Genomic DNA, 23,865 nt, shown 5'->3' on the forward strand with positions numbered 1-23,865 from the left:
CACTTTGCCGGATTTACCTCCCCTGGGTTCTTAAGCTGTGGGATACTAACGGCATTCGGTGACAGGCTTTTTAGCGAGAACGGCGATCGTGACCTTAGTTTTAGAAAATATCCATAAACTCTACGGCAAACGTTGTGTGGTCAATCGGGTCAACGCCCAGGTCGCCCCTGGGGAAATTGTCGGCTTACTGGGTCCCAACGGCGCCGGCAAAACCACTACTTTTTACATTGCTACGGGGCTGGTAAAACCTAATACGGGTCGAGTGTGGCTCCACCAGCGGGACATAACGAATTTACCCCTGAACCAGCGGGCCCATCTAGGATTAGGCTATCTAACCCAACAGGCGAGCGTCTTTCGTCAGTTGAGTGTGCGGGATAATATTCTCCTTGCCTTAGAACAAACTGGGGTTTCGCCGCCCCTACGGAAACATCGTCTGGAACAACTATTGGCGGAGTTTCGCTTGGAAAAAGTGGCCAATACCCAGGGTTCCCAGATTTCCGGGGGAGAAAGAAGGCGCACCGAGTTGGCCCGGGCCTTGGCGATCGGAGTGGAAGGGCCACAATTTTTGCTCTTAGATGAACCCTTTGCCGGGGTAGACCCCATTGCGGTAGCAGAAATTCAAACCATCATTGCCCAGTTACGGGAACGAAATATGGGCATTTTAATCACCGACCACAATGTGCGGGAGACCCTAGCCATCACCAACCGGGGTTACATTATGCGGGACGGGCAAATTTTGGCTTCCGGCAGTGCAGGGGAGTTATCGGAAAATCCGTTGGTGCGACAATATTATCTAGGTGAAAAATTCCAGTTGTAAGCATTCTAGTTATGGGGGATAGCCTGCCAACTGTTTGGTTAATTGGCGGAACGGTGGATAGTCGCACGATCGCCGAGGAACTCATTGCCCAGGGCATAGCTTGTCTGGTGACAGTCACTACCCCGGAGGCCAGGCATCTATATCCCCTTCATCCTTATCTAAGGGTTCACGTCGGAGCTTTGACCCCGGAGGAAATACCGACCTTTCTAGAACTCCATGGTATTGCGGCCATTGTCGATGCATCCCATCCCTTTGCGGCCCAAATTACTGCCACCGCCACGGCGATCGCTAAGGAAAAAGATATTCCCTATATCCGATTTGAGCGCCCTCCCCTACCGTTGGGAGAAAACACCCTGGAAGTGCCCGACGTTGATAGTTTAACCACAGGGTCTTATCAACCATACTTGGTGGGTAAAAGGGTGCTGCTGACCGTGGGCGCCCGCTGGTTGGACTATTTCAGTGCCCTACAGACCCAAGCCATATTATTTGCCCGTATTTTGCCCTATCCCCAAGCCTTAACCCAGGCGATCGCCGCCGGATTTACCTCCGACCGAATAATTGCCCTGCGCCCCCCCGTAGCTGAACCATTGGAAAAAGCTTTGTGGGAACAATGGCAAATTCAAGTGGTGGTAACCAAAGCCTCCGGTGCCCAAGGGGGAGAATTGATGAAGCAAAGGCTGGCCGAAGCGTTGGGGATAACTCTGATCAGAATTGCCCGGCCCGAGAACAAAGTAGGGCAGACGGTGAATGATCTTGCTCCGATTTACCAGTTTTGTCAGAGTCATTTACGACGCTAAATGTCACGGCTAGCCAGGGGATTTGTTAAGTATTGCAACGAGATTTTCCTGGGAAGCAAAGGTGAACCTTAAGATAAAACTTTTAACGTTGGTTTGGTCACCATTGTTGCCCAATGCCTAATGGTGGATGCCATCGCCGTTAAAAATAGTCTTAAAATCATCGTTTACGATCAAGGAGAACTCAATGCATAGCTTTTTATTGGCCACCGCCGTTCCCGCTACCCTGTCTTGGAGCCCCAAAGTTGCTGGGGTGATGATTGCTTGCAACATTTTGGCGATCGCCTTTGGCAAATTCACCATCAAACAACAAAGTGTAGGCACCCCCATGCCTTCCCCTAACTTCTTCGGTGGCTTTGGTTTAGGGGCTGTGCTGGGCACCGCCAGCTTTGGCCACATCCTCGGCGCTGGAGTAATCCTGGGCTTGGCCAATATGGGAGTACTTTAAGATTCGATTCTGAATAGACTAGCTTTTATCCTTTGGGAAAATATCAACGGCGATCGGGCGATCGAGAGAAAAGCCTGATCGTTTTTTGTTAGGCATTAAGAAAAATGCCTAAACGAACAAAGGCAGTGATTACGGCCCCGATAACCGCAATAATTAACGCCCAAATTTCAGCATTGCCCCGTCCTTTGACATCCTTAACATCATCTCTCACTTGCCTAACTCAACCCTGACCGCAGACAACTCGGTTTTAACCGTTGCCATCTCAATCTTGAGGGAAGTTACGTCTTTTTGGAGATCGTTGAGTTGGGTCTTAATTTCCCCCAAGATCTCCTTTAAGTCGTTTTCTACGGTGATACTTATCGACCTTTTCTCCTAAAGCAATTCTTACCACTATCTCTAGGGTAAATCATGGGAAATGGCGATCGCCGCAGTTTCTTCCGTTTGCTGGAGGGCTGTCTGCAACATCTTGGTGCTGACCACGGAGTTGGTGGCTAAGTTAAAGAGGGGATTAGCAAGAACACCTGCCAGGGAGGTGGCAACCAGGGTAGCAACAATACCCACCTGTAGGGGACGCATACCAGGCAAATTCCATTTGATGGCCGGATAATTTTTGATCACATCGGACATTTCCTGGGGTTCCTTCACCACCATCATTTTCACCACCCGGATGTAGTAGTAGATGGAAACGACGCTGGTGACCAGACCAAGGAGAACTAAGCCGTACAATCCCGACTGCCAACCGGCCCAGAAGATGTAAATTTTGCCGAAGAAACCTGCCAAAGGAGGAATACCGCCTAGGGACAATAAACAAATGCTCAAGCCTAAGGTGAGCAGAGGATCCTTGTGGTAGAGACCAGCATAATCACTAATTTGGTCACTGCCGGTGCGGAGGGTAAAGAGGATAATGCAACTAAACGCCCCCAGGTTCATAAACAGGTAAATGAGCATGTAGAACACCATGCTGGCATAACCATCTTCACTACCCGCCACCAGGCCAATCATCACAAAACCGGCTTGACCGATGGAAGAGTAGGCCAACATCCGCTTCATACTGGTCTGAGCCAGAGCCACTACATTACCCAGCACCATGCTTAACACTGCCAGGGCAGCGAAGATAACGTGCCACTCATCGGTAATGCCACCAAAGGCGGTCACCAGCAACCGAATGGCCACCGCAAAACCGGCCGCTTTAGATCCCACCGAAAGAAAGGCTACCACTGGGGTGGGAGAACCTTCATAAACGTCGGGAGTCCATTGGTGGAAAGGCACAGCGGAGATTTTAAAGGCAATACCGGCAATGACAAAGACCAGGGCGATCGCCAAACCGAGGGATTGACCCATACTGTCGGCATTAACTAATTTTTCGGCGATTAATACCAACTGGGTCTCACCGCCGGACAAACCATAGAGCAAGGAAAGACCGTAAAGGAAAATGGCGGAGCTAGAAGCACCAATGAGCAAATATTTCAACGCTGCTTCATTGGAACGAGGGTCCCGCTTCATGTAACCGGTCATGAGGTAGGAGGAAATACTGAGCATTTCCAGGGAGATGAAAATCATCACCAACTCGTTGGCCGCCGAGAGAAACATGCCCCCCAGGGTGGCCGTGAGCAAAATGGCAATGAATTCTGCCAAGGAAGTCCCCGTTTGTTGGACGTAGCGCACCGACATCAAAATGGTGACAACGGTGGACATGGCAATGATGCCTCGGAAAATAACGCTGAGGTTATCCCCATTAAAAGCACCGATAAAACCAATGGGATCCGCCATGGACCAGGAAGTAACTAGCAAACCCACCGACACCAATAAACCGGCGATCGCCAGGTAGGGCAGGGCCAAGGCTACCTTGCGTCCCCCAATCAAATCCACAATTAGCACAAGGAGGAGAGTGACAATAACAACGCCCTCCGGCAAAATCGTCCCCGCATTGAGTTGCGCTGCAACGTTACTAGAAAAGTCCATAGGTACAACCGAGAAATGCTCACGAATAAGCTTAGCGCAGGTTTGCCGCAAAGGAGAATTAGAATGGGTGATGGAATTTATTAGTATTTTTCTAGTTTTGGGCCATGGCAAAGGTGCCCAGCAGTGACATAATCATTGCCCTAATGGCACAAATCTTCCCCCTGTTCATCAAATTCGTCGGTGTTGGCCGCTAGAAATTGCCAGCGGTAGCTGTTGGGTTGAAGTTTCATTTTCAGCACTCCATATACCCCCACTGCCCGAACTTCGCTGTTGGGGCGCACAGTTTTGAAATGATAAAGACTTTTGCCGCCGGTGCCGATGACAAATTGTCTCAATCCCTTAGTTTGATCCAAGCCGCCCTGGGCATTTTGGGGGGCAAATCTTTCATAGAGATGGTCATGGCCCGATAGCACTAACTCCGCACCACCGTCATAGAGGGTTCGCCAGAGGTCTCCCATTTGGGGTTGGTTGCCGTGCACACCGGAGGAATAACGGGGATGGTGCCAGTAGGCTAGGGTGCATTGCTTAGTATTTTTCGCCAGATCTGCCTTTAACCATTGCTGTTGGGCCGATCCCATTTCACAACCGCCAATGTATTCACAGTTGGAATTGAGGGCAATGAAATGCCAATCCCCTTGGTCATAGCTGTAATAACCCTTTTGGCGCACCGCGGAGCGGATCTCTGCGAGATCGCCAGCTACTGCACCGAAATAATTAAAGTAATCGGCGGCATCCTTATCGGGGCCGTAATATTCGTGGTTGCCTGGCACCGGACGACTAATGGAGTCAAATTTTCCCCAGGTTGGTTGGTAGGAAGCTTGGTAATTGACCAATTCTCCCCGTTCGTACTGGTTATCCCCCAGGGGCAAAACTAGATCAGGACTAGCACTAGCAACCAAGTCTGCCGTGGCGGCCATCTGGCAACGGTCTGGGGTTCCTAAACCACCGTTAAAACCTGGATCTTCCGGAGCACAGGCAATGTCCCCCGCCGCCACAATCACCACCGGGGTGGACTGGTCTTGGACGTTCACTTCCTTGGCCAGAATGACTGGGGCAGGGTCTTGACCTTGGCTAAAGTTGGCAATTAACAGAAAAGTTACGGTAACCAGGGCAAAAAACACCCCGATCACCGGCAGACGGGAAAAACCCATGGCTATCACAATGGTTATGTCCGCAAATCAAACAAATTTAGCGGCTCATTTTTTTATCCCGGTCCTGACGACGGCGATCGCGCCACTCCAAGGTGGTCAAGTAGAGAATGCCTCCACTGACCAGCACTAGCATCACCAGGGCCACTAAGAAAAGGGTATTGAGAACAGGAGTTGATTCCACGGTATCAAAAGCTCTTAAACGGCGACAAATCCGAGGTTTTCCCTAGAAGCCGTTCCGACCCCACACCACCATGCTGATGGACCAGGTGAACAGAACCAACACGCTTACCCAACCTAATGTCAAAATGTCCATAGTCTTTTGTTAAATACGCCGATAAAAACGAGCTTTGTCAGCCTTTATCTTACGGCGATCGGGCAAAATTTTAAAGCTTGCCCCAGGGATAACACTGTCCCATTGACCGGCTATTTAGCCGCCATTGTCCCATTTGTTCCCCTCCTTTCCATTCAAGCTAGAAACCATGGCCCTGTTTAACCATTACCAAGTGGAAACCCCCGAAAGTGTCGAATTAGAGTTTACCCTAGCCGGCATTGGCAATCGTCTCTATGCGGTGTTGATTGACTATATCTGCCTGGGAACCATAATCTTTGTACTTTTAATTATTTGGGCGGTACTGGCCTATAACCTTTCCCTTTATGTATCCGACGACTGGCAATTGTGGTTGACAGCTATCCAAATCTTTCTGATTTTTGCGGTTTATGTGGGCTATTTTGTCTTTTTTGAAACCCTATGGCAGGGACAAACCCCTGGTAAGCGTCGGGCTAAAATTCGGGTAATCCGGGGAGATGGGCGACCAGTGGGGCTACAGGAAGCTAGTTTACGGGCTCTATTTCGCCCCATTGATGATTTTCTCTACATTGGCGCTCTGATGATCATTTTTGGCCGGCAGGAAAAACGCATTGGAGATTTATTGGCTGACACCCTGGTGATTCGAGAAAGTCGGCACCCAAGAGGCGATCGCCTACAACTTCAACAACCGGAAGCAGCTAAATCCTTAGCGACTCAATTAAGCCAATGGCCGGGGTTAGAAAGAATTACGGCGGACCATTGGTTCGTGATCCGGGACTATCTGCTCCGACGGGGGGATTTGCTGCCCAAGGCGAGGCAACAAGCAGAGGCAAGGCTAGCCCAACAGATACAAGACCGCTTGCGTCTCACGGCTCCCCTGGCCGATACTCCCCCCGAAGTTTTACTAGAGGCAGTTTACCTGGCCTGTCAAGACCGCCAAACGGCCCTGACTCAGGAAAGTTTTGAGTTTTAAAACCCTGGAAATTTGTTGAACAAAAATGGCGATCGCCTAGGCTTGCAATTCTTCTAGGCGGGCTAAAACTTCTTCACTGTGGGTGGCGGGTCTGACGCCGAGAAATCTTTCCCGCAACATACCCTCGGGATCGATGACGTAGGTATGCCGCAGGGCCATGCCACTCAGCCAAGAGCCATAGGCTTTAATCACCGCCCCATCGGAGTCTGCCAAGAGGGGAAACTTAAGTCCCTCCGCATCACAAAAAGCTTCATGGGAATCTAAATCGTCCACACTCACACCAATTACCTGGGCATTGAGGGCTTGGTATTTGGGCAAATCCCGCTGGAAACGTTGGGCTTCCAAAGTACAGCCGGGGGTGAAGTCCTGGGGGTAAAAATACAGCACTACCCATTGACCCCGATAATCAGCCAAATTAATTTCCCCTTCGCCAGTGGTGCTGGGCAGAGTGAACAGGGGCGCAGGTTGGTCTAGTGCGGGTTGGGTGCCCCCCAGGGCATAGGCGGGGAAATCGGCCAATCCTAGCCATAAACCTAGGGTTAAGAGTAGGGCAATAACTGTTTTTGGCCAGGAAAATTTTTTGCTTGTCATAGGGGATATTTTGAAGTTGCGACACCGAGTTGCCGGTGAACATAAATGGGTTTACCTGCCATTGTTCCACAGCTTTTTTCTGGCAGCAGAGCTCCGCCGACATCAACCAATCACCTAGGGTTTGTGACCTACTCCACTGTGACGGATTTGGCCAAATTACGGGGTTGATCCACGTCTAAGCCCCGGCGGGCAGCAATGTGGTAGGCCAAAAGTTGTAGGGGAATAACAGCCACAATGGGTGAGAGCATTTCCTCTACGTGGGGCACCAACAATAAATCATCGAACACAGAACGGGCTTGGTTGTCGTCCATGGGGGTGACTCCGATTAACCTGGCATCCCTGGCTTTGGCCTCCTGGGCATTGGAAATTACTTTGTCATGGACTGACCCCGGCATGGCGATCGCCACCACTGGGACTTTGGCATCCAAAAGGGCAATGGGGCCGTGTTTCATTTCCCCCGCAGGATAACCTTCCGCATGGATATAGCTAATTTCCTTCAGCTTGAGGGCACCTTCCAAGGCAATGGGAAAGTTAATGCCCCGCCCTAAGAAAATAAAGTCCTGGGTTTCGGCAAATTCATGGGCTAGGGCTTCAATGGCACTACCCTGTTGTTCCAAAATAGTTTCAATCTGGGCGGGCAATTGTCGCAGACCCACCATAATGTGTTCTATGGCCTCCAGGCTCAAACTGTGCCGCTGAAAAGCGATGTCCAGAGCGAGGAAGTAGAATGCCAACACCTGGGCCACGAAAGTTTTGGTGGCAGCCACTCCAATTTCAATGCCAGCATGGGTATTGATAATTTCATTAACCATGGTGGCCAGGGTACTTTCGGGACGGTTGGTAATACCCAAAATTAAAGGTTTATAGTCATCTTCCAAAGTGAGGCGCCGCTGTTTTTCCATTTCCAGGGCCGCCAAAGTATCCGCCGTTTCCCCCGACTGAGTCACGCCAATGGTGAGAGTATGGGGCGTTAGGGGAGGGGCCGCATAGCGAAATTCCGAAGCGTAATGCACCGTGGTGGGAATACCAGCCAATTGTTCTAGTAAATATTTCCCCACCAGGCCTGCATGCCAGCTGGTGCCACAGGCCAAAATTTGAATGTGTTGTAGATTTTTGGTCAACTGGGGATCTAGGCCCAGGAATACGGGACTATGACTGGGATGGTCGGCGGCCCGCCATTGTTCATTCAGATAAGTTGCCAAGCAAGTGCGGACAACGGCTGGTTGCTCGTAGATTTCCTTGAGCATAAAGTGCCGAAAGCCCTGTTTTTCGACGGTGGTGGCACTCCAGTCTAGAGTACGGGGCAGTTTCCGCAGTCTTTTGAGTTGGAAATCATAAACTTCTACCCCCAGGGGCGTTAACCTGGCAATTTCCCCATTCTCCAACGACAGCACTGTATTAGTGTGGGGCACTAGGGCAGTCACATCGGACGCACAGAAAAATTCCCCCTGGCCAAATCCCAAAATTAAGGGGGCTTGCTGTCGGGCCACAATTAACTGTTCCGGGCAATGGGCATCCAACACGGCGATCGCAAAGGCTCCCTCTAACTGGTGTACCGCCTTGCCAATGGCTTCTAGCAGGGCTTTGTCTGGGTCATCGCCGGGCAAATCCTTGAGAATATCGGCGATTAAAATCGGAATGACCTCAGTGTCAGTTTCCGAATAAAACTGATAACCCTTTTCCTTTAACTGATCCCTCAGGGTTTGGTAATTTTCAATGATGCCATTTTGCACAACGGCGATGCGTTGCTGGTTATCCAAGTGGGGGTGGGCATTATGCTCCTCTGGTTTGCCGTGGGTGGCCCAACGGGTGTGTCCAATGCCAAGGCGGGAAAAGTTGCTGTGGTTTTCTAGTTTTTCCTTGAGGTTAAATAGTTTGCCCTTAGCCCGCACCGACTCAATTTTTTCTTCGGTGACCGTAGCAATACCAGCGGAATCATAACCTCTGTATTCCAAGCGTTCTAGCCCTTCAATGAGGATATTTACCGCCGTTTGGGTGCCGATGTAACCAACAATGCCACACATGGAGATTCCCCAATGATAGTGAAAATGATCAAATTGCCCTCCAGTTTAGCTTTTTCCCTCTGCCCAATGACAAATCTGTCCCAATCCATGAAAGTTGGCTTACCACAGCAATGCGCTCTTGCATAATGACTTAGAACATTAGCGGACCATGTTCGCAACATCGACATCAGATGGGATAGATTGCTGGCCCATGGCACGGACAACGGTCCAAATTCTGATGGGTTAGGGAGTTAACTTTTTAACTTTGGCAAGGGTGGGCATGCATTAATTCTGAGCAAGGCCAAAGATTTATTTAGCTGATGAAAGATAATTGAATCTTATATCAATTTGATATTTGCATTGCTAGTAATTATAGATAAGCTTAGAGACAGTTCATAAAAACGTAGTTATTGCCATGTCTTACCTGACTATCACCCCGGTTAAAGCTTCTCAATCCGCAACAATATTGGCAGACAATGTTTCAGCCACGACATTGGACAACCGTCTTAAAGCTGCTTTAGAACATGCTCGCCGCATCACTGAAATATACGGCTTGGGTAGCTTAGATGCGGTGCTTGCTTGGGAAACCGTTGAAGAATTGCAACAGGTTGACAAATCTCAGCCCAAAAACACGCCACACAATTCCTTTACCCACTACTGCACCGAAAATCCCAGTGCTCTTGAAGCACGAATCTATGACGTCTAAAGATGGGCAATTTCCTAAGGATGAGGGGTTTGATCACTAACAAAAACAATGTCTCACTCAATTTGAAACTATTCTCGCCCCAATTCCTAGAGGTACTTCAAGACGGCTTTAATTGGCAGGTGAAAGTTTTACACACAAAGCATCTTGTGTAAGCTAAAGTGTGGGTCTGTTAACCATGACCTACGCCTACAAGCTGAAACCAACTCCACAACAAGTGCTGGACATAGAGGAAAGCTTAAATGTCTGTCGCGAGGTGTGGAACTATGCCCTGCGAGAACGCAAGGATTGGTGTGCTTCTCGTAGGTCTCCAGTTAATGCTTGCTCGATTCCAGGGGAATACATTCTCTCTGCGGACGAACCCTTTCCTGATTACCACGTTCAAGCAAAATGCTTAACAGAGGCAAGAAAACACATTCCTGAATTAGCCAACACCCATTCCCAAATCCTCCAACAAACCTTGAGGAAGTTGGAGCGGGCTTGGGATGATATGCACAAAAGAGGGTTTGGTTTTCCACGCTTTAAAAAGCGGCACAATCTGCGTTCATTTGTCTTCCCTCAGTTAGGGAAAAACCCGGTGTCCGCAGAAGGGATTAAACTCCCCAAAATTGGCAAAGTGGTTTGGCACTATACCCGTTCTATTCCAGAGGGGTTTGTAGTAAAACAGGCGAGGGTAGTCCGAAAAGCATCGAGCTATGAAGCAGAAAGCCTAGATTGTGAAGTCTAGGAATCCCCAGACTTTAGCCGGGTTGGAGGATGTCAACTAGCTGGGATGTAGGCCATCCACTCCTATTCCTAAGACCTGTCCATAGGAGCCCATGGGAGAAAACAGACCGGTTTCCGGTGTTTCCAGGTTCAAACCGTAGGCTGAAGCCGCAGTGCCGCTGCCTAGTCCGACAATGCGTACATTATCAATGTTGCCGTCTTCAAGGCTACTACTAACAGTGGCCCGAAACCTTAAATTGAAACTATTACTGAGAGGCAGAGCCAGGGAAACATCTTGCCAACTATTTTCCGGGTCCACATTACCCGATAAACGTTTGACCTCTGTCCAGTTACTGCCATTAAAAAGGTCTAGGGCAATGTATTCGCCATAGTCCCAATTTCCCTCGATGAACCAGGAAAAAGTGAGGACAGCACTACTATAATCGGCTAAATTGAGTGGTCTAGCCATAGTCAGAGTGGCATTATTAGCTAGTCCATCTACCTCTGCTGAATGAGATCCATCCCGGGCCCGTTGGGTAGAGCGAAACCAATCATTCTGATTATCCTCAACCCAGTTCCCATTCCATTCCGACAATTCAAAGCTGTCGTAGAACAGTAGATTTTCTGCTGGCTTATCTTGAACTGTGATGGTTGTGGTGTCCGTCGAGGAAGCGCCATCGGCATCGGTAACTTGAAGACCAATGGTATAGATGCCAGGCTGAGTTGGAATAAAAGTTGTGTCAACACCAGTCCCATCATCGTAGTGGCCATCGGCATCCAAATCCCAGGCATAGGTCATAATGTCATTCCCTGGATCGGTGGAATTTGCACCAGAGAGGACAAAGGGAACGTTGATAAAACCTGTCTGGGAAATACCCGCGTTGGCGATCGGGGCAACGTTGTTGACAGTAATGATCTGGCTGGCCTTTGCTGTCCCCCCAAGATTATCTGTAACTTGTAATCCAACGGTAGCAATGCCACTATTAGATGTTGTGAAGTTGACACTGGGGCCTGTTGCGTCGTCATATTGACCGTCACCATCAAAATCCCAGTCATAGCGAGTAATTGAGCCATCACTATCGGTGGAGTTAGCCCCCGACAAGATTAGAATTGCCCCTTCATTAACCGAGGTATTGCCAGTAATAAAAGCTTGGGGAAAGGTATTTTGCCCAGCAGGCAGGGCAGTAATTTTAACGTTATCGACGTTACCGTCTTCGTTACTACTACTGACACTAGCCCGGAAGCGGAACTGGAAGTTACTTAAGATTGGTACATTGATGGAAACATCCTGCCAAACATTCTCCGGACTGATATTGCCAGCTAAACGTTGTTGTTCTTGCCAGCTACTGCCATTCCAAAAATCAAGGGCAATGTATTCGCCACTATCCCAGTTACTTTCGATGAACCAAGAGAACGAGAGGGTGGCGCTGCTGTAGGCAGTGAGGTTAAGGGGTTGGGCAATAGTTATGGTCGCATTATTCGCCGTCCCATCCACTTCTGCAGAACGGGAACCATCCCGGGCCCTTTGGGTAGAACGAAACCAATCATTTTGACTATCTTCGATCCATAGACCGTTCCACTCCGAGACTTCAAAGCTATCGGAAAAAATGGTTACTGGAGTGGGTTCATTATCGTTATTGACTAGGACAACATCATCAGGATTCAAACCATTGTACTTGCCGTCAATGCTGGATGCCGTACCTGTCACAATGGAGTAGGACACATTACCATCAGTTTGCCCATCGTTAACACCGGTTACCGTTACAATCTGGGAAATATTCCAATTAACACTGGTAAAAACGAGGGAAGAAGCACTAACTACACCTTCTGAAATATCGCTAGAGCTAATGGGTAAAGTAACATCGGCGGTTGGTTTAGACTTGAGGTGGACGGCAAAGGTCACTGTTCCGCCATCTTCAGTGGTGTTATTGGCGCTGGGACTGCTAATCCAAATACCAGCAGTGTCATTGTCCTGATTGGTAATGGTTACGTTGGCTGCATCCAGTCCACCATAATCGGGGTCAGTGGAGCTAGCGGGAGCTAGAACAATAGTGTAAGAAACGTTGTCGTCGTCTACACTGTCATCTACTCCCGTAATCGTAACAGTCTGGGGAACATTCCAGTTCGCACTTGTGAATGTAAGTGCGTTTACATTAACTATTCCCTCGTTAGTATTGCTACTACTAACTCCAATGGTGACATTAGCGGAGGGCTGGGTCGCCAAAACTACGGTAAAGCTTGCCTGTGTTCCAGCTTCCGTTGTCGTCAAACCCGATGTCGGTGAAACAAGAATTGCCGGACTGGTAGTGGGCTGAACAACGCTTCCTGTAATTAAATATTGGCCGAGACTAGCGTATTCGGTATATCCAGAGGGGGGATTGGCGAAAGGATTACCAACACCGACTCCATCAATTGACAAATAATAGGTGCCGGCCGTAGTAATCGTATAGTTTAGACTTGCGGTCAGTAAATCTGAAGGATTATTTTGGACAAGCAAATTACCAGAAGCGTCGAACAATTTGGCAAAAATATCTAAATTTGGCCCCCGAGGAGTTAGATATTCTGTCGTGTAGCTGCCATCCCCATTGGCGACATAAGCGCGAGAGGCGTTGTTGATATTGAAATTAATGTTTCCAACCCCAGTGACAAACTTAAACCAATCGATATCGCTTGTGCGTTCAATAACTCCGAAAGTACTAATATTGCTGCCGGTTAACTCAAAGGCAGAAGCCAAGGTGTTGCCGTAATCATCGACTCGGTAGCTAAAGCCATTGCTGGTGATGATAGCGAGATCGTCTTCTGTATTGTTAGCGCCTATGTATTCACCCTTGCTCCATTGGGTAACATTCTCATCGGCGTTGATAAAAGGCGCACCCATAATCGTGCCCCAGCTCGTTGCGCCGGAACCATGTCCTTCATAATAGCTAGAATTGCTACCATAGCTACCTCCGTCATGGCGGAGATTTAGGGTATGGCCTACTTCGTGGCTAACGGTTTCCGCACCGGCATATTCTCCTTGGTTAAAAACCAGCGCCACTTCATCTGTAGCCCAGTTGAAACTGTTGTAGTAGGCTGTGCCTCCGCCTCCTGCATTGGTAATGGCTTTTCCCGTGACAAGGTTTAAATTACTGGTCATGGCAACACGAATGCCCCAACGTTGATCTCCACTACCGGACTTTTTCAAATCTTCTGTATTGGGTTCTTCGGTGGTGACATTAACATTAAAGGGCGCGAAATCTTCTGCAACCCGTTGCCATATTTTCTGGATTTCTTCTTTATTGGCATCGGTAAATGTGCTTCCACTGTAGTAAGGCTGAAGCTGGAGGGCTCCTCCGTTTTCCCACTGGGAACTGGCGATAAAATAACCATCGAAATCTAGATAGATTGTGTGATTGGCAAAAGGATTACTGTGGAGTTTAAAAGTTTTATCAAAGGCTATGGGCGGGATTGACGCTGTGCCATCTTGGTAACCAACTGGAGCTTGGGTGATCAACATTGCACAGGCTGGACAGGCACAAGAAGCCGAGGAATTGGCCAAAAGGTGGGATGGGTTTGATGATTCTCCTAACCATCCGTCCCGATTGAGCAAAGAGATTGCCGCAAGCTCGAATTCCCCGTTGATCCCATTTTCTTCGGATAAGAGGGGACTGGGCTCGTTAAATGGCTGAACATCTGGCAATGGGACCAAATGAAAAATAGAGTTTTCATTAGACAAATTTACAAGCGCAACTGTCAGATCTAGGGGAAATATTGGTCCAACCCAAGCCAGAAAATTTCTAAGATTTCCTTCATTCCAATTGGAGATGGCGATCGGAGAGGCAACGACCTCGGCGGCGACTAATTGGCTCTGATTCTGTTCCAGAATTGTCTGTCCAAACCCTAAGTCCAGAAAAGATCTCAGGGTGGTGGAGAGGGGAGACATAACGATTTCAGATGTGGCTACCCCGTTCTCCTTTGGCCATAAAAACCTCAGCCCAAACTCCAAGTCTAGAAACGATTGCAGGGGATCGGAGAGGGAGTCCATGGTGTCAACCTCGCGGTAACAGTTAGGGGTTCATTGCTTGTCGGATAGCTAAATTTAGACAATCAAAGCTTTTTAATATTTGCTTTTTGATACTGACATCAAAATTTAGCATATTTAATATGCATTTAATATAAAAAAATTAAATCTTGCTCAACAAGCGAAGAAACACTGTATGCGGGGAGCTATGGAAACATATTGGACAAAAAGTTCAGTAGATCCACTAGTTTATCTAAAGCGAGAGCTTGCCGCTAAAACCAATCGGCTAAATAGTTTTATTACACCAACCAATTAACTCTGCATAGTTGGAGTGGTCGATGCCATTAATAAAGTCGATAACCAAATTTGGAAACCTAAGGACAATGGGAGCTGATCCTATGAGCCCCGCTTAGATCAGCCCATCACAAGGACTTCGGAGTCAAACTATTAAATAGACCCAACACTTGTCCCATAAGGGCTCCAGCAATTTTAAGACTCTTTTTAAAAATGGGTCCTGAGTTACCGACTCATTGGAAGTTAATCCAAAAGACTACAGCGCCTAATATTGTCCCCCCGATTTACGATGCCGCATGGCAGTGATGCCGTTGGGTTGTAAGACCTGTCCGGCTTGAACCGTTGCATAAATCAGAACATGATCGCCTATATCTGACCAGGATTGGACTCGGCATTCAAGATAAGCCAACGCTTCCGCTAAAATCAGACAACCATTTTGGGCCGAATAATGTTCCACTGTGCTGAAGGGATTATCATCACCATCTTTAGGGAGAGGCTGGGGAACAAAATGGCGCCGTACACTCCGTCCCTCTTGCAAGAGGTTAAGTACAAAGGCAGTATTTTGCTGGGCTAGACCGTAGGCATCACATTGGGTTGGAATTGTTAGCATAATGCCGGCGGGGGTGAAGCTGGCTTGGGAAACCCAGGAGGTCAAAATACCTCGATGTCTGCCGTTAGATTGGGTTGTGACCACACCAATGGAGCCGATAATACGTCCCACCGCTTGCTGAGTGCGATCGGCTTGGGTTTCGGTGGTAGCCTGACGAGCAACCCTCTGCCGCTTCCTGGTACGCAGTTGCCGGGCGAAATTTGCACCGGAGGTTGTGCAATTATCTAAGGCATCGGGCCCAGGGCTGAATTGGATGCGAATCGTTTCAAAGCCGAAGCGATAGCCCCCATCTTTTAACTTGGTTTCAATCAAGTCAATGGCTTCACCACTCCAGCCATAGGAACCAAAGACTCCAGCTAATTTGGTTTTGGTTGCGGAGGATAAAACAATGCCCAATGCAGTTTGGATTTGTACAGGGGCATGGCTTCCTAGGGTAGGAGAACCAATAATAAACCCGTCACAGGCTTGAATTGCTTCGGCAATTTCGTCGGTTTCAGCGATTTCACAGTTAATGGTTTCGACGGCGACACCGGCTTTAATCAACCCCTTGGCGATCGCCTGGGCCATGGTGGCCGTATTGCCATAGGCGGAAGCATAGATCAAGACTACTTTAAGGGTCTGGCGGGGTTGTTGCTGACACCATTGGCGATAATCACCATATAGACGACTGAGGCTAAAACGCACCAGGGGGCCATGGCCCGGAGCGATTGTCTTCAGGTTTAAGGGATCAAACTGATCCAGTGCCGTTTCGACCTGTTTGGTTTGGGGGGCATGCAAACAATCAAAATAAAAACGGCGATCGCCACTTAATTGTCGCCAGTCCTCATCAAAAATTGCATCGCCACAAACATGGGTGCCAAACAACTTATCACTGAAAAGAACTTGGGTAGCAAAATCGTAGGTACACAAACCGTCTGGCCAACGGGGAGTCGGCACAGTCATTAACTGCAGTTCATGGCCCTGACCTAAATCTAGGGTGTCCTGGGACCGCACGGTCTGGAATCGCTCTTCCCAATGGGGAAAGGTGGCTTTAAGCACTTTCACTGCGGGACGGGAACAAACAAGTTTGGCCTTTGGTGCCAGGCGCATTAGTTCCTCCAGGGTAACCATGCGATTGGGATTAACATGACTAGTGATGATGTAGTCAAGCTGGACTAAATCTAAATATTTTGGCAATTCCGATAGATATAAATCACAAAATGACTCCCCTGGGGGATCAATCAGTGCCGTGTAATCGGCCTGAATCAGATAGGAATTAGACGTAGTACCCCGACGGCGACCATATTCCACCTCAAATTTGAGTCGATCCCAGAGGCGAGACCGCAATACTTGGGTTTGGGGGGCTATCTCTGCCACCTGCATATCCCGAGGCAGGGAAGCAACGGCAATTGAATCTGAAGAAGTATCCAAAGCTTGTGGGAGACCGCTAATTGGAGAAATCATAGGTTTAACTTCAAATAAAGATGACGGGGGGCAAGGATGGTCAAAATAGTTAAATTGATGAGGAAGCCTTACCGGACTTGCGGACTTGATGACGGCGAGAGATTTCCCGTTCAGGATCGACCCCCTCAAACGTGGGGGGTAACCAAACTCTTACTACGAGCAAAGCACCAAGAATGAGCAGAAACGAACAAGCTGCTAGCACTTGCTCCCAGGGCACTTCCAGAACGCCCCGCACAATAATTTCCCGTAGCACTGAAACAATTGAAACTTCTACTGCAACTCCGATCGAAACCCGGTGTTCCTGAAGATAAATAATCAGCAACCGAAATAGCTCCACTAAAATCAGCAGGAATAGAATGTCGGCGGTGACCCGGGGAAAGTCTAGTGGCGGAAAAAGAGACACAAACATTTCCCGCAACTGCATCACCATAAAACTGAACAGGCCAACGCAAAGTGAAATCACAATAAAGTCCTGCACCGTTTCCAGCAGACGAACAACAAGGGCACGACTGAAATAGAGGAGAGTGGGCTTTGCGTCCGAATCCGAATTGGTTGAGAGGAGTTGCATGAGAAAATCCCAGGTAGAAGGTGAATTTAGTAGTGGTTGCCCAGTTTGCGGTGGTGGGTGGCAGTTAGTGCATTCAATTTGGCGACCCGCCCGGTTTGTACGGTACTGTAGACCAACCAATGGTCATTGCCATCAAGACGGGAGGTAACCTCACATTCCAGATAGGCTAGGGTTTCCAACAAAATCGGAGAACCATTCTGGGCTGGATAGGTGTTAACTTCAGCAAATCGATCAGCCCCTGGGGGAAAACGCAGCAGGAAATGGCGCATCAGGCTTTGATAGTTGTCCTCCTCCAGCACATTAAGTACAAAGGTGTCACCGGGATGGAGCAATGATTCGATTGCCCGGTCCTTGGCCACTGCAATCACAATGCCGAGGGGTTCAAAGCTGCCCTGAATCACCCACGAGGCCAACATGGCACTTCTTACATCCCCCTTTTGGGCCGTCAGAATATAGAGTCCAGTGCTAAGGCGACCGATCGCCTGGTTGAGTTCTGGATCGAGGGCTGTATCTGCTGGTGGAGATTGACTCTGGGTGAGGTACTGGCCCAGGTCGGTGCCCGCTTCACGGCAAAGCTGGTCCGTGGCCGCCGTTGGTTCCGTCTTGAGTAAAATTGGTTCAAAGGCTTCTAGCAAACCTAATTCCTGGAAGCGATTGCGGAGGGGATAAATGGGCTCATCCTGCCCCCCCCCGGTTTCAAAGAGACCAATCACCTGTTTGGGGTGTACCGCAGCTAAAATGGTGCCCAGTAAAGGATCTAGGGTTGTTGAAGTAGAAGATTGGGGAGGCATACCCAGCACCAGTCCTGCTGCGCATTGGGCCAGGGTGCGGACTTCATGGGTATCCGCCACGCTTAGATCGACCAACTCAATCGCCACGCCGGTTTTACTAATGCCATCGGCAATGGCCCGCACTAGGCGATCGCTGACCCCATAGCCATCCATATAAAACAGGGCCACAAAAGTTTGAGCCTTGACCTGATTTTGACTCCAGGCATCGTACTGTCCGATCCAGTGGGAAATATGATGTTGCAACAGTGGCCCATGGCCCGTTGCCACTAGATCAAATTGCAAGGGCGCAATGCGCTTCAAAGCCATTAACACTGAGCGGGCATTCGGCCCCATCAGGCAGTTGTAATAATATTGGAAATCAGGTTCGAGCCGTTCCGGTGTTTCATCCAAAAGTGAATCATCACAATAATGCATGCCGAAAACGTCACAGGTATAAAGCACCTGGGTACCGGCGTCATAGGTCAAAATTGTGTCGGGCCAATGCAAGTTGGGTGCGGAAATAAATTGCAACTCATGACCCTGGCCCAAATCCAGACTGTGACCAGTTTTAACAATCTGTGACTCAAAAGGTCGGTGCACCAGCTTTTCGAGGAATTGGATGGCCACCTTGGAGCCAATCACCGTCACCTGGGGAGCCAGGTCTAGAAGTTCCGGAATCAGACCGCTGTGGTCGGGTTCCGTGTGGTTAACAATCAAGTAGTCGAGGCTTTTCAAGTCAATTAAGTCCTGCAATTCTTGCAAGTAGACGGACTCAAACTTGCGATGGGAAGTATCAATGAGGGCCGTTTTTTCCCCTTGAATTAAAAATGAGTTGTAGGTTGTGCCATGGTGCAACTCAAACTCAATATCAAAGCGATCCCGATCCCAGTCAAGGCAACGAATCGCTGTGGTGTTGGCTGCAATGTCCGCGGTTTGGACTGTTAAGCGGGGCTGGACAGCAGCAGATGTTGGAGAATCAATTAGGGTAACCATAGAAAACTTTGCGGTTTTTCAAGAAAGTTCGCTGCTGTCTTCTATGGTGCTGCCCATACAGGATTCTGTAAAATGTCAATATCTAAATAAAAAAATTAGTTTTTCTTATAACTGCGCTTGCAATCAATCAGTCAATTTAATCTATTTAAGGGCTCTATGGCTTGGGCAAATGTCAGCGGCCCCATTCGCGTTTGTCCGCCATGTAGTCACCTGGCAAAGGTTCATAGTATTTGTTTGCAAGGGTAGAAATCAGACAAGGGCCGGCGATCGCCGGCCAGAGAAAATGGACTTCTTGTTCTTGTTTTCGGGGCAGTTTGAGAAAAAATCGCTTAAAATAAGAGTAAGAACGCATTAGTAGTAGGATTATCATCCATGTTATCTTCCCTTGTCCGATGGGGAGGGAGTTGCCTGGTGGTGGCGGGCATTCTTGCCACGGAAGTAGTTGCAGTTAATTTATTTGTTCCCGTTGTGGTCGCCCAAACCTACCAAGATACCCTCAATCGAAAAATGGCCATCCTAAAAAAATCCAAGGAGCGTTGGATTGAAGTTAATCTCTCGACCCAGCGTTTAATAGCTTGGGAGGGGCCAAAACCAGTCTATGCTGTCATTATTTCCACAGGGAAGAAGGACACTCCTACGATCCCTGGTATATTTGCGATTCAAAGCAAACGCAGTATTGATCGCATGAAAGGGGAAGATTACGATATCGATGATGTTCCCTACGCCCAATATTACAGTGGGGGCTACGCAATTCATGGAGCCTACTGGCACAAAAATTTTGGTACACCAGTAAGCCATGGCTGTATTAATTTAGCGGTTGACCATGCCAAGTGGTTATTTGAGTGGTCAGAGGTACACACCCCTTTAGTTATTCATCCCTGAGCAGTACCTTAGCCTGGGATTTGTTTGCAAAGCCATCCACTGTCCCCAGGTAAACCAAGGAAGCCAGCCATTGAGGACAGTGAATGGACGATGCTTGATTTGATGACCTAATCTTGCCCACGAACTAGATTTTTCTTGCTAGGATTGGGCTTAAGTGGTTTAGTCCTCCGTTTTGGGGAAGGAATTCTGCCCTCCGCCGACCCAATGTCCCATTGCATCGGACTTGACTATTTGTCTGCCTCCCTTTGCCCCACCCTGCCTTCCATGAGTCCCCATTTGCTTCGCCTCCGCCCCTTGGCTGCCGCTCTGGTATTTGCTTTCGGTTTGGGGGCTAATCTAAAGCCAGCCCTCAGCGCTCCCAACGTAATCAATCCCGATAGTCCCCCGTTGGCGACTCCAAAGGAGAATGACACTGGTGTGTCCGATAACGTGACCCTCTTGGAAAATAGCCCCAAGGCGGTGGTGGATGAGGTATGGCAGTTAGTTAATCAACAGTTTGTTGATAAGGACTTTAACCATTCCAATTGGTTATCCAAGCGCCAGGAATTATTGGGGCGCAATTATCAGGATAATGCTGAGGCCTACCGACAAATTGGGCGCATATTAAAAGATTTGAATGATCCCTATACCCGTTTTCTTTCCCCGGAGGAATTTGCCATCCTCAGCAGTCAAACGGCGGGGGAAGCTTCCGGTGTGGGGATCCGGGTGTTGATGGATAAACGCAGTAGCGACCTGGTGGTGGTGGATGTGATGCGGGGCACCCCAGCATTGAAAGCAGGTATTCGTCCTGGCGATCGCATTGTCCGCATTAACGGCCAACCGGCGGCCTTGATGTCCTTAGAGCAGGCCACGGAGGCGATCCAGGGGGAGATTGGCAGTGAGTTGAGTTTGCAACTTTCCCGCCCCAAAAGCGGTGTTTTCAGTGTTACCCTCAAACGGGAAAATATCGAAATTGATTCCGTTACCTACAACGTTAAGGAAGAAGGGGAATTGCGGGTAGGTTATATCCGCCTAGATGAATTCAGTTCCCACTCCGCTGAGCAAATGGAAAAGGCGATTACGGAGCTGAACAATAGTCGTATTAGTGGTTACATCTTAGACCTGCGGGGCAACCCTGGGGGCTTGTTGCTTTCTAGTATTGACATTGCCCGCCTCTGGCTCAATCGGGGGGAAATTGTCAGTACCATTGACCGACGGGGCGGCGATCGCCATTTTTCGGCCAACGGCAGGAGCCTAACGGATTTACCCTTGGTGGTATTGGTCAATGAACGTTCCGCCAGTGCCAGTGAAATCTTGGCGGGGGCATTAAAAGAACAGGGAAGGGCCACTGTAGTGGGTACTGCTACCTACGGGAAAGGTACGGTGCAGTCTGTTAACACCTTGTCCGACGGTTCCGGCTTGGCAGTCACCATTGCCCGCTACTATCCCCCCAGTGGCACAGATATCAACCACAAAGGCATCAGTCCCGACATTCATCTAGACATTTCTAACGATACTAAGCTCCAGTTTCGCAACGACCCAGACTTAATCGCCACGGATGTCGATCCCCAATATCAGCGGGCCATTAGTGTGCTACGTCAACATCGCCATAGCTTAGGTCTATCACCGACCAAGGACCTGGGCATAGGGTTATTGGAACCCAGTCAACTTTAATCAGATCCCACACTAGAAAAGATCTCGCAGGGTTTCCCAACCCAGTCCTTCCCGGACTACCTTTGGTTCTTTGTCGGTGAGATCAATAATGCTGGAGGTTTGATAGCCAGGCTCCTGGTCATCGTCGATGATGATGTCCACTAATTTGTCGAACAGGTCAAATAATTTCGCCTTTTCTGTCATGACAAACTCGTCTTGATCCGGTAGGTGGGCGGAAGTGGAAATAATTGGATTGCCTAAATTTTGCAGAATTTCTTGGCAAATGGGGCGATCGGGCACCCGTATGCCGGTGGTTTTTCGCTTTGGCTCCACCACTAGCTTCGGCACCTGTTTTGTGGCCGGCAGGAGAAAAGTGTAGGGTCCAGGAATCAACCGACGCATGAGGCGATAGGCATTGTCCGACACCACTGCATATTCAGCGATATTAGACAGGGACGAACAGAGAAACGTTAACGGTTTATTATTGGAGAGTTGCTTCAGTTGTCTGACCCGTTGAACGGCATTTTTATCGTTGAGATCACAACCGATGGCATAGACCGTATCGGTGGGGTACAGCATAATTGCCCCCTGGCGCAGACTTTTGCAAATCACCTCAACGGTGCGCTGTTGGGGGGTTTCGGGATGAAGATTGTAGAAGGTGGCCATTGTTTATGGGGTTGATTGTTTATTTTGACTGTCCCACGGGGATTTCCGGTGATATGTGCCTGGGGGCTTTGGTGTCGGCAGGGGTTCCCCTAGAATACCTGATGGAGAAACTGGCCCTGCTGGGTTTGGGCCATGAATATCGCTTGGCAGCGGGCATGGTGCAAAAACAAGGCCAGGCGGCCACCAAAGTGGAAGTGCATCTATTAACAGAGCCATCTTCCGATCGCCATCACCATGGAGGGCGGCATTTACCGGAAATAGAGCAATTAATCAAAGGGGCCAATTTACCGGCTAGGGTCAGTCGTTGGAGTTTGGCCATTTTCCATCAACTGGCGATCGCCGAGGGGGAAGTACACGGCATTGAACCGGAGGCAGTACATTTCCATGAAGTGGGGGCCACCGATGCCATTGTTGATATTGTGGGTACCTGTTTGGGACTGGATTATTTAGGCATTGACAAATGTTATTGGTCCGCTCTGCCCACGGGCAGTGGTACGGTGCGGGCGGCCCATGGTGATTTACCGGTTCCAGTCCCGGCGGTGTTACGACTCTGGGAAACTCGCCAAGTACCAGTTTATGACAATGGTTTGACGGGGGAGTTGGTCACCCCCACCGGAGCGGCGATCGCCGTTACTTTAGCCAACCAATTTGGCACTAAACCCCCATTCAATTTGCAAAAATTAGGACTGGGAGCGGGGAGTAAAGAATTACCGTTGGCCAATATTCTCCGACTCTGGATCGGGACGGAATCCCAAACCGCCAAAACACCGAAGGAAATCCCCTTTGGGCAACTGGAAACTATCACTGTGCTGGAAACCCAATTAGATGATCTCCAACCCCAGGCCGTGGGTTATCTACTGGAAAGTTTGCTCCACCAAGGGGCAATCGATGTTTTCACCCAGGCGATCGCCATGAAAAAATCCCGCCCTGGCATTTTACTGACTGTGCTCTGTGCGCCAGAAAATCAAAATCACTGCCTCAATTTACTTTTCCGGGAAACCACTAGTCTTGGTGTCCGAGTACGCCAACAACAGCGCTATGCCCTGGAACGGGAATGGCAAACTGTGGTTATTGCCCATGGCTCCATCCGCATCAAAGTGGCCTACAGCTATCAAGCCGGTACAAAAATTATTCTCAATGCCCACCCCGAATTTGTCGATTGTGCCGCCCTGGCCAAAGCCACCGGTCAGCCCTGGCAATTAATTCACCAACAGGCGATCGCCGCTTGGTCCAGTCTCAGCAAAGATTCAGCCCAGGGTTGAGGTGACATTAGTTAACAAAAGGCTCAGCGTTGTCGAGCCATGGAATCAAATCGTCAACGGTCAAGTTCAACAGATCGCCCAATGTTGGCACCGCACTTGGCCCTTGGTAAACTATCGTAAGCTGCAACTGGATTGTTCCCTAAACCTCGATATGGTTAGACCCGAAGTGTTATCCCTCTTTCATCAAAATGGGTGAATTAGAATGGAGATAAAAGGCTGGAAAGCTTGGAGGGAGTATGACGAAGGTAAGAGAAGCGAAAAAGACAGTACAATGTGTAGACACGTATAGTA

General features: G+C 49.0%; 21 protein-coding genes. 9 read left to right on the plus strand and 12 right to left on the minus strand.

The genetic code is table 11. From position 1 onward, the window contains the following. The first annotated feature begins 58 nt into the window (after positions 1–58). The 3 genes from lptB to psaK all read left to right on the plus strand — a co-directional run bounded on the left by lptB (position 59) and on the right by psaK (position 2,059). Positions 59–817: an LPS export ABC transporter ATP-binding protein gene (lptB, locus tag IQ219_RS03035; RefSeq protein ID WP_204250435.1), complete on the plus strand. Its 759-nt coding sequence runs from the start codon at positions 59–61 to the stop codon at positions 815–817. 11 nt (positions 818–828) lie between these two features. Then, the gene (gene cobK, locus IQ219_RS03040; RefSeq protein WP_194071666.1) at positions 829–1,614 is read left to right on the plus strand and encodes a precorrin-6A reductase; all 786 of its coding nucleotides are present in this window, start codon (positions 829–831) and stop codon (positions 1,612–1,614) included. A gap of 184 nt (positions 1,615–1,798) precedes the next feature. Then, positions 1,799–2,059, plus strand: a complete 261-nt coding sequence (psaK, locus tag IQ219_RS03045) for a photosystem I reaction center subunit PsaK (RefSeq protein ID WP_194018271.1) — start codon at positions 1,799–1,801, stop codon at positions 2,057–2,059. An 88-nt stretch (positions 2,060–2,147) separates the two neighbouring features. Here psaK and IQ219_RS20335 read toward each other — a convergent pair whose 3' ends face one another. From IQ219_RS20335 to petN, 5 genes are all read right to left on the minus strand, one after another. Continuing rightward, on the minus strand, positions 2,148–2,270 hold the full coding sequence (locus IQ219_RS20335; protein WP_255512798.1) for a hypothetical protein: 123 nt from the start codon (positions 2,268–2,270) through the stop codon (positions 2,148–2,150). Between the two features lie 185 nt (positions 2,271–2,455). After that, positions 2,456–4,021 carry an NAD(P)H-quinone oxidoreductase subunit N gene (locus tag IQ219_RS03055; protein ID WP_194019137.1) on the minus strand — a complete coding sequence of 522 codons (1,566 nt, stop codon included), beginning with the start codon at positions 4,019–4,021 and terminating at the stop codon, positions 2,456–2,458. A gap of 140 nt (positions 4,022–4,161) precedes the next feature. Then, positions 4,162–5,172 carry a metallophosphoesterase gene (locus tag IQ219_RS03060; protein ID WP_194019136.1) on the minus strand — a complete coding sequence of 337 codons (1,011 nt, stop codon included), beginning with the start codon at positions 5,170–5,172 and terminating at the stop codon, positions 4,162–4,164. A 37-nt stretch (positions 5,173–5,209) separates the two neighbouring features. Then, positions 5,210–5,353: a hypothetical protein gene (locus IQ219_RS03065; protein ID WP_190598607.1), complete on the minus strand. Its 144-nt coding sequence runs from the start codon at positions 5,351–5,353 to the stop codon at positions 5,210–5,212. 42 nt (positions 5,354–5,395) lie between these two features. Then, on the minus strand, positions 5,396–5,485 hold the full coding sequence (gene petN, locus IQ219_RS03070) for a cytochrome b6-f complex subunit PetN (protein ID WP_010871354.1): 90 nt from the start codon (positions 5,483–5,485) through the stop codon (positions 5,396–5,398). Positions 5,486–5,651: 166 nt separating this feature from the next. Here petN and IQ219_RS03075 point away from each other — a divergent pair, with 166 nt between their 5' ends. After that, positions 5,652–6,452 carry an RDD family protein gene (locus IQ219_RS03075; protein WP_194019135.1) on the plus strand — a complete coding sequence of 267 codons (801 nt, stop codon included), beginning with the start codon at positions 5,652–5,654 and terminating at the stop codon, positions 6,450–6,452. 36 nt (positions 6,453–6,488) lie between these two features. On the opposite strand, the gene IQ219_RS03080 is transcribed toward IQ219_RS03075, so the two are convergent. After that, positions 6,489–7,043 (minus strand): peroxiredoxin, encoded by a 555-nt coding sequence (locus tag IQ219_RS03080; protein WP_194019134.1) that lies wholly within the window; start codon positions 7,041–7,043, stop codon positions 6,489–6,491. A 128-nt stretch (positions 7,044–7,171) separates the two neighbouring features. After that, a complete protein-coding gene (glmS, locus tag IQ219_RS03085) occupies positions 7,172–9,067 on the minus strand; it encodes a glutamine--fructose-6-phosphate transaminase (isomerizing) (protein ID WP_194019133.1) in 1,896 nt (631 codons plus the stop codon). Between the two features lie 394 nt (positions 9,068–9,461). Here glmS and IQ219_RS03090 point away from each other — a divergent pair, with 394 nt between their 5' ends. Continuing rightward, positions 9,462–9,752 (plus strand): Calvin cycle protein CP12, encoded by a 291-nt coding sequence (locus IQ219_RS03090; protein ID WP_194071667.1) that lies wholly within the window; start codon positions 9,462–9,464, stop codon positions 9,750–9,752. 175 nt (positions 9,753–9,927) lie between these two features. After that, positions 9,928–10,476 carry a helix-turn-helix domain-containing protein gene (locus IQ219_RS03095; RefSeq protein ID WP_228016676.1) on the plus strand — a complete coding sequence of 183 codons (549 nt, stop codon included), beginning with the start codon at positions 9,928–9,930 and terminating at the stop codon, positions 10,474–10,476. Positions 10,477–10,512: 36 nt separating this feature from the next. On the opposite strand, the gene IQ219_RS03100 is transcribed toward IQ219_RS03095, so the two are convergent. The 4 genes from IQ219_RS03100 to IQ219_RS03115 all read right to left on the minus strand — a co-directional run bounded on the left by IQ219_RS03100 (position 10,513) and on the right by IQ219_RS03115 (position 19,132). Next, positions 10,513–13,950: a PKD domain-containing protein gene (locus IQ219_RS03100; RefSeq protein WP_194071668.1), complete on the minus strand. Its 3,438-nt coding sequence runs from the start codon at positions 13,948–13,950 to the stop codon at positions 10,513–10,515. A 1,063-nt stretch (positions 13,951–15,013) separates the two neighbouring features. Continuing rightward, on the minus strand, positions 15,014–16,801 hold the full coding sequence (locus IQ219_RS03105; protein WP_194071669.1) for a diflavin flavoprotein: 1,788 nt from the start codon (positions 16,799–16,801) through the stop codon (positions 15,014–15,016). A 49-nt stretch (positions 16,802–16,850) separates the two neighbouring features. Next, entirely contained in the window at positions 16,851–17,369 is a 519-nt protein-coding gene (locus tag IQ219_RS03110; RefSeq protein ID WP_190598600.1) for a phosphate-starvation-inducible PsiE family protein, read from the minus strand. Positions 17,370–17,395: 26 nt separating this feature from the next. Further along, the gene (locus IQ219_RS03115) at positions 17,396–19,132 is read right to left on the minus strand and encodes a diflavin flavoprotein (RefSeq protein ID WP_194071670.1); all 1,737 of its coding nucleotides are present in this window, start codon (positions 19,130–19,132) and stop codon (positions 17,396–17,398) included. Positions 19,133–19,504: 372 nt separating this feature from the next. Between IQ219_RS03115 and IQ219_RS03120 the strand changes: the two genes are divergently transcribed. Together IQ219_RS03120 and ctpB are read left to right on the plus strand one after the other, a co-directional pair. Next, the gene (locus IQ219_RS03120; protein ID WP_194071671.1) at positions 19,505–20,014 is read left to right on the plus strand and encodes a L,D-transpeptidase; all 510 of its coding nucleotides are present in this window, start codon (positions 19,505–19,507) and stop codon (positions 20,012–20,014) included. Between the two features lie 264 nt (positions 20,015–20,278). Then, a complete protein-coding gene (ctpB, locus tag IQ219_RS03125; protein ID WP_194071675.1) occupies positions 20,279–21,667 on the plus strand; it encodes a carboxyl-terminal processing protease CtpB in 1,389 nt (462 codons plus the stop codon). Positions 21,668–21,679: 12 nt separating this feature from the next. Here the strand turns inward: ctpB and IQ219_RS03130 are convergent, their stop codons facing one another. Then, the gene (locus IQ219_RS03130; protein WP_190598596.1) at positions 21,680–22,312 is read right to left on the minus strand and encodes an L-threonylcarbamoyladenylate synthase; all 633 of its coding nucleotides are present in this window, start codon (positions 22,310–22,312) and stop codon (positions 21,680–21,682) included. 5 nt (positions 22,313–22,317) lie between these two features. Between IQ219_RS03130 and larC the strand changes: the two genes are divergently transcribed. After that, a complete protein-coding gene (gene larC / locus IQ219_RS03135) occupies positions 22,318–23,574 on the plus strand; it encodes a nickel pincer cofactor biosynthesis protein LarC (RefSeq protein WP_194071672.1) in 1,257 nt (418 codons plus the stop codon). The last annotated feature ends 291 nt before the right edge of the window (positions 23,575–23,865 follow it).

Origin of the sequence: Synechocystis sp. LEGE 06083, from assembly GCF_015207725.1 — a bacterium.
In the GTDB taxonomy this organism is placed as follows: domain Bacteria; phylum Cyanobacteriota; class Cyanobacteriia; order Cyanobacteriales; family Microcystaceae; genus Synechocystis; species Synechocystis salina.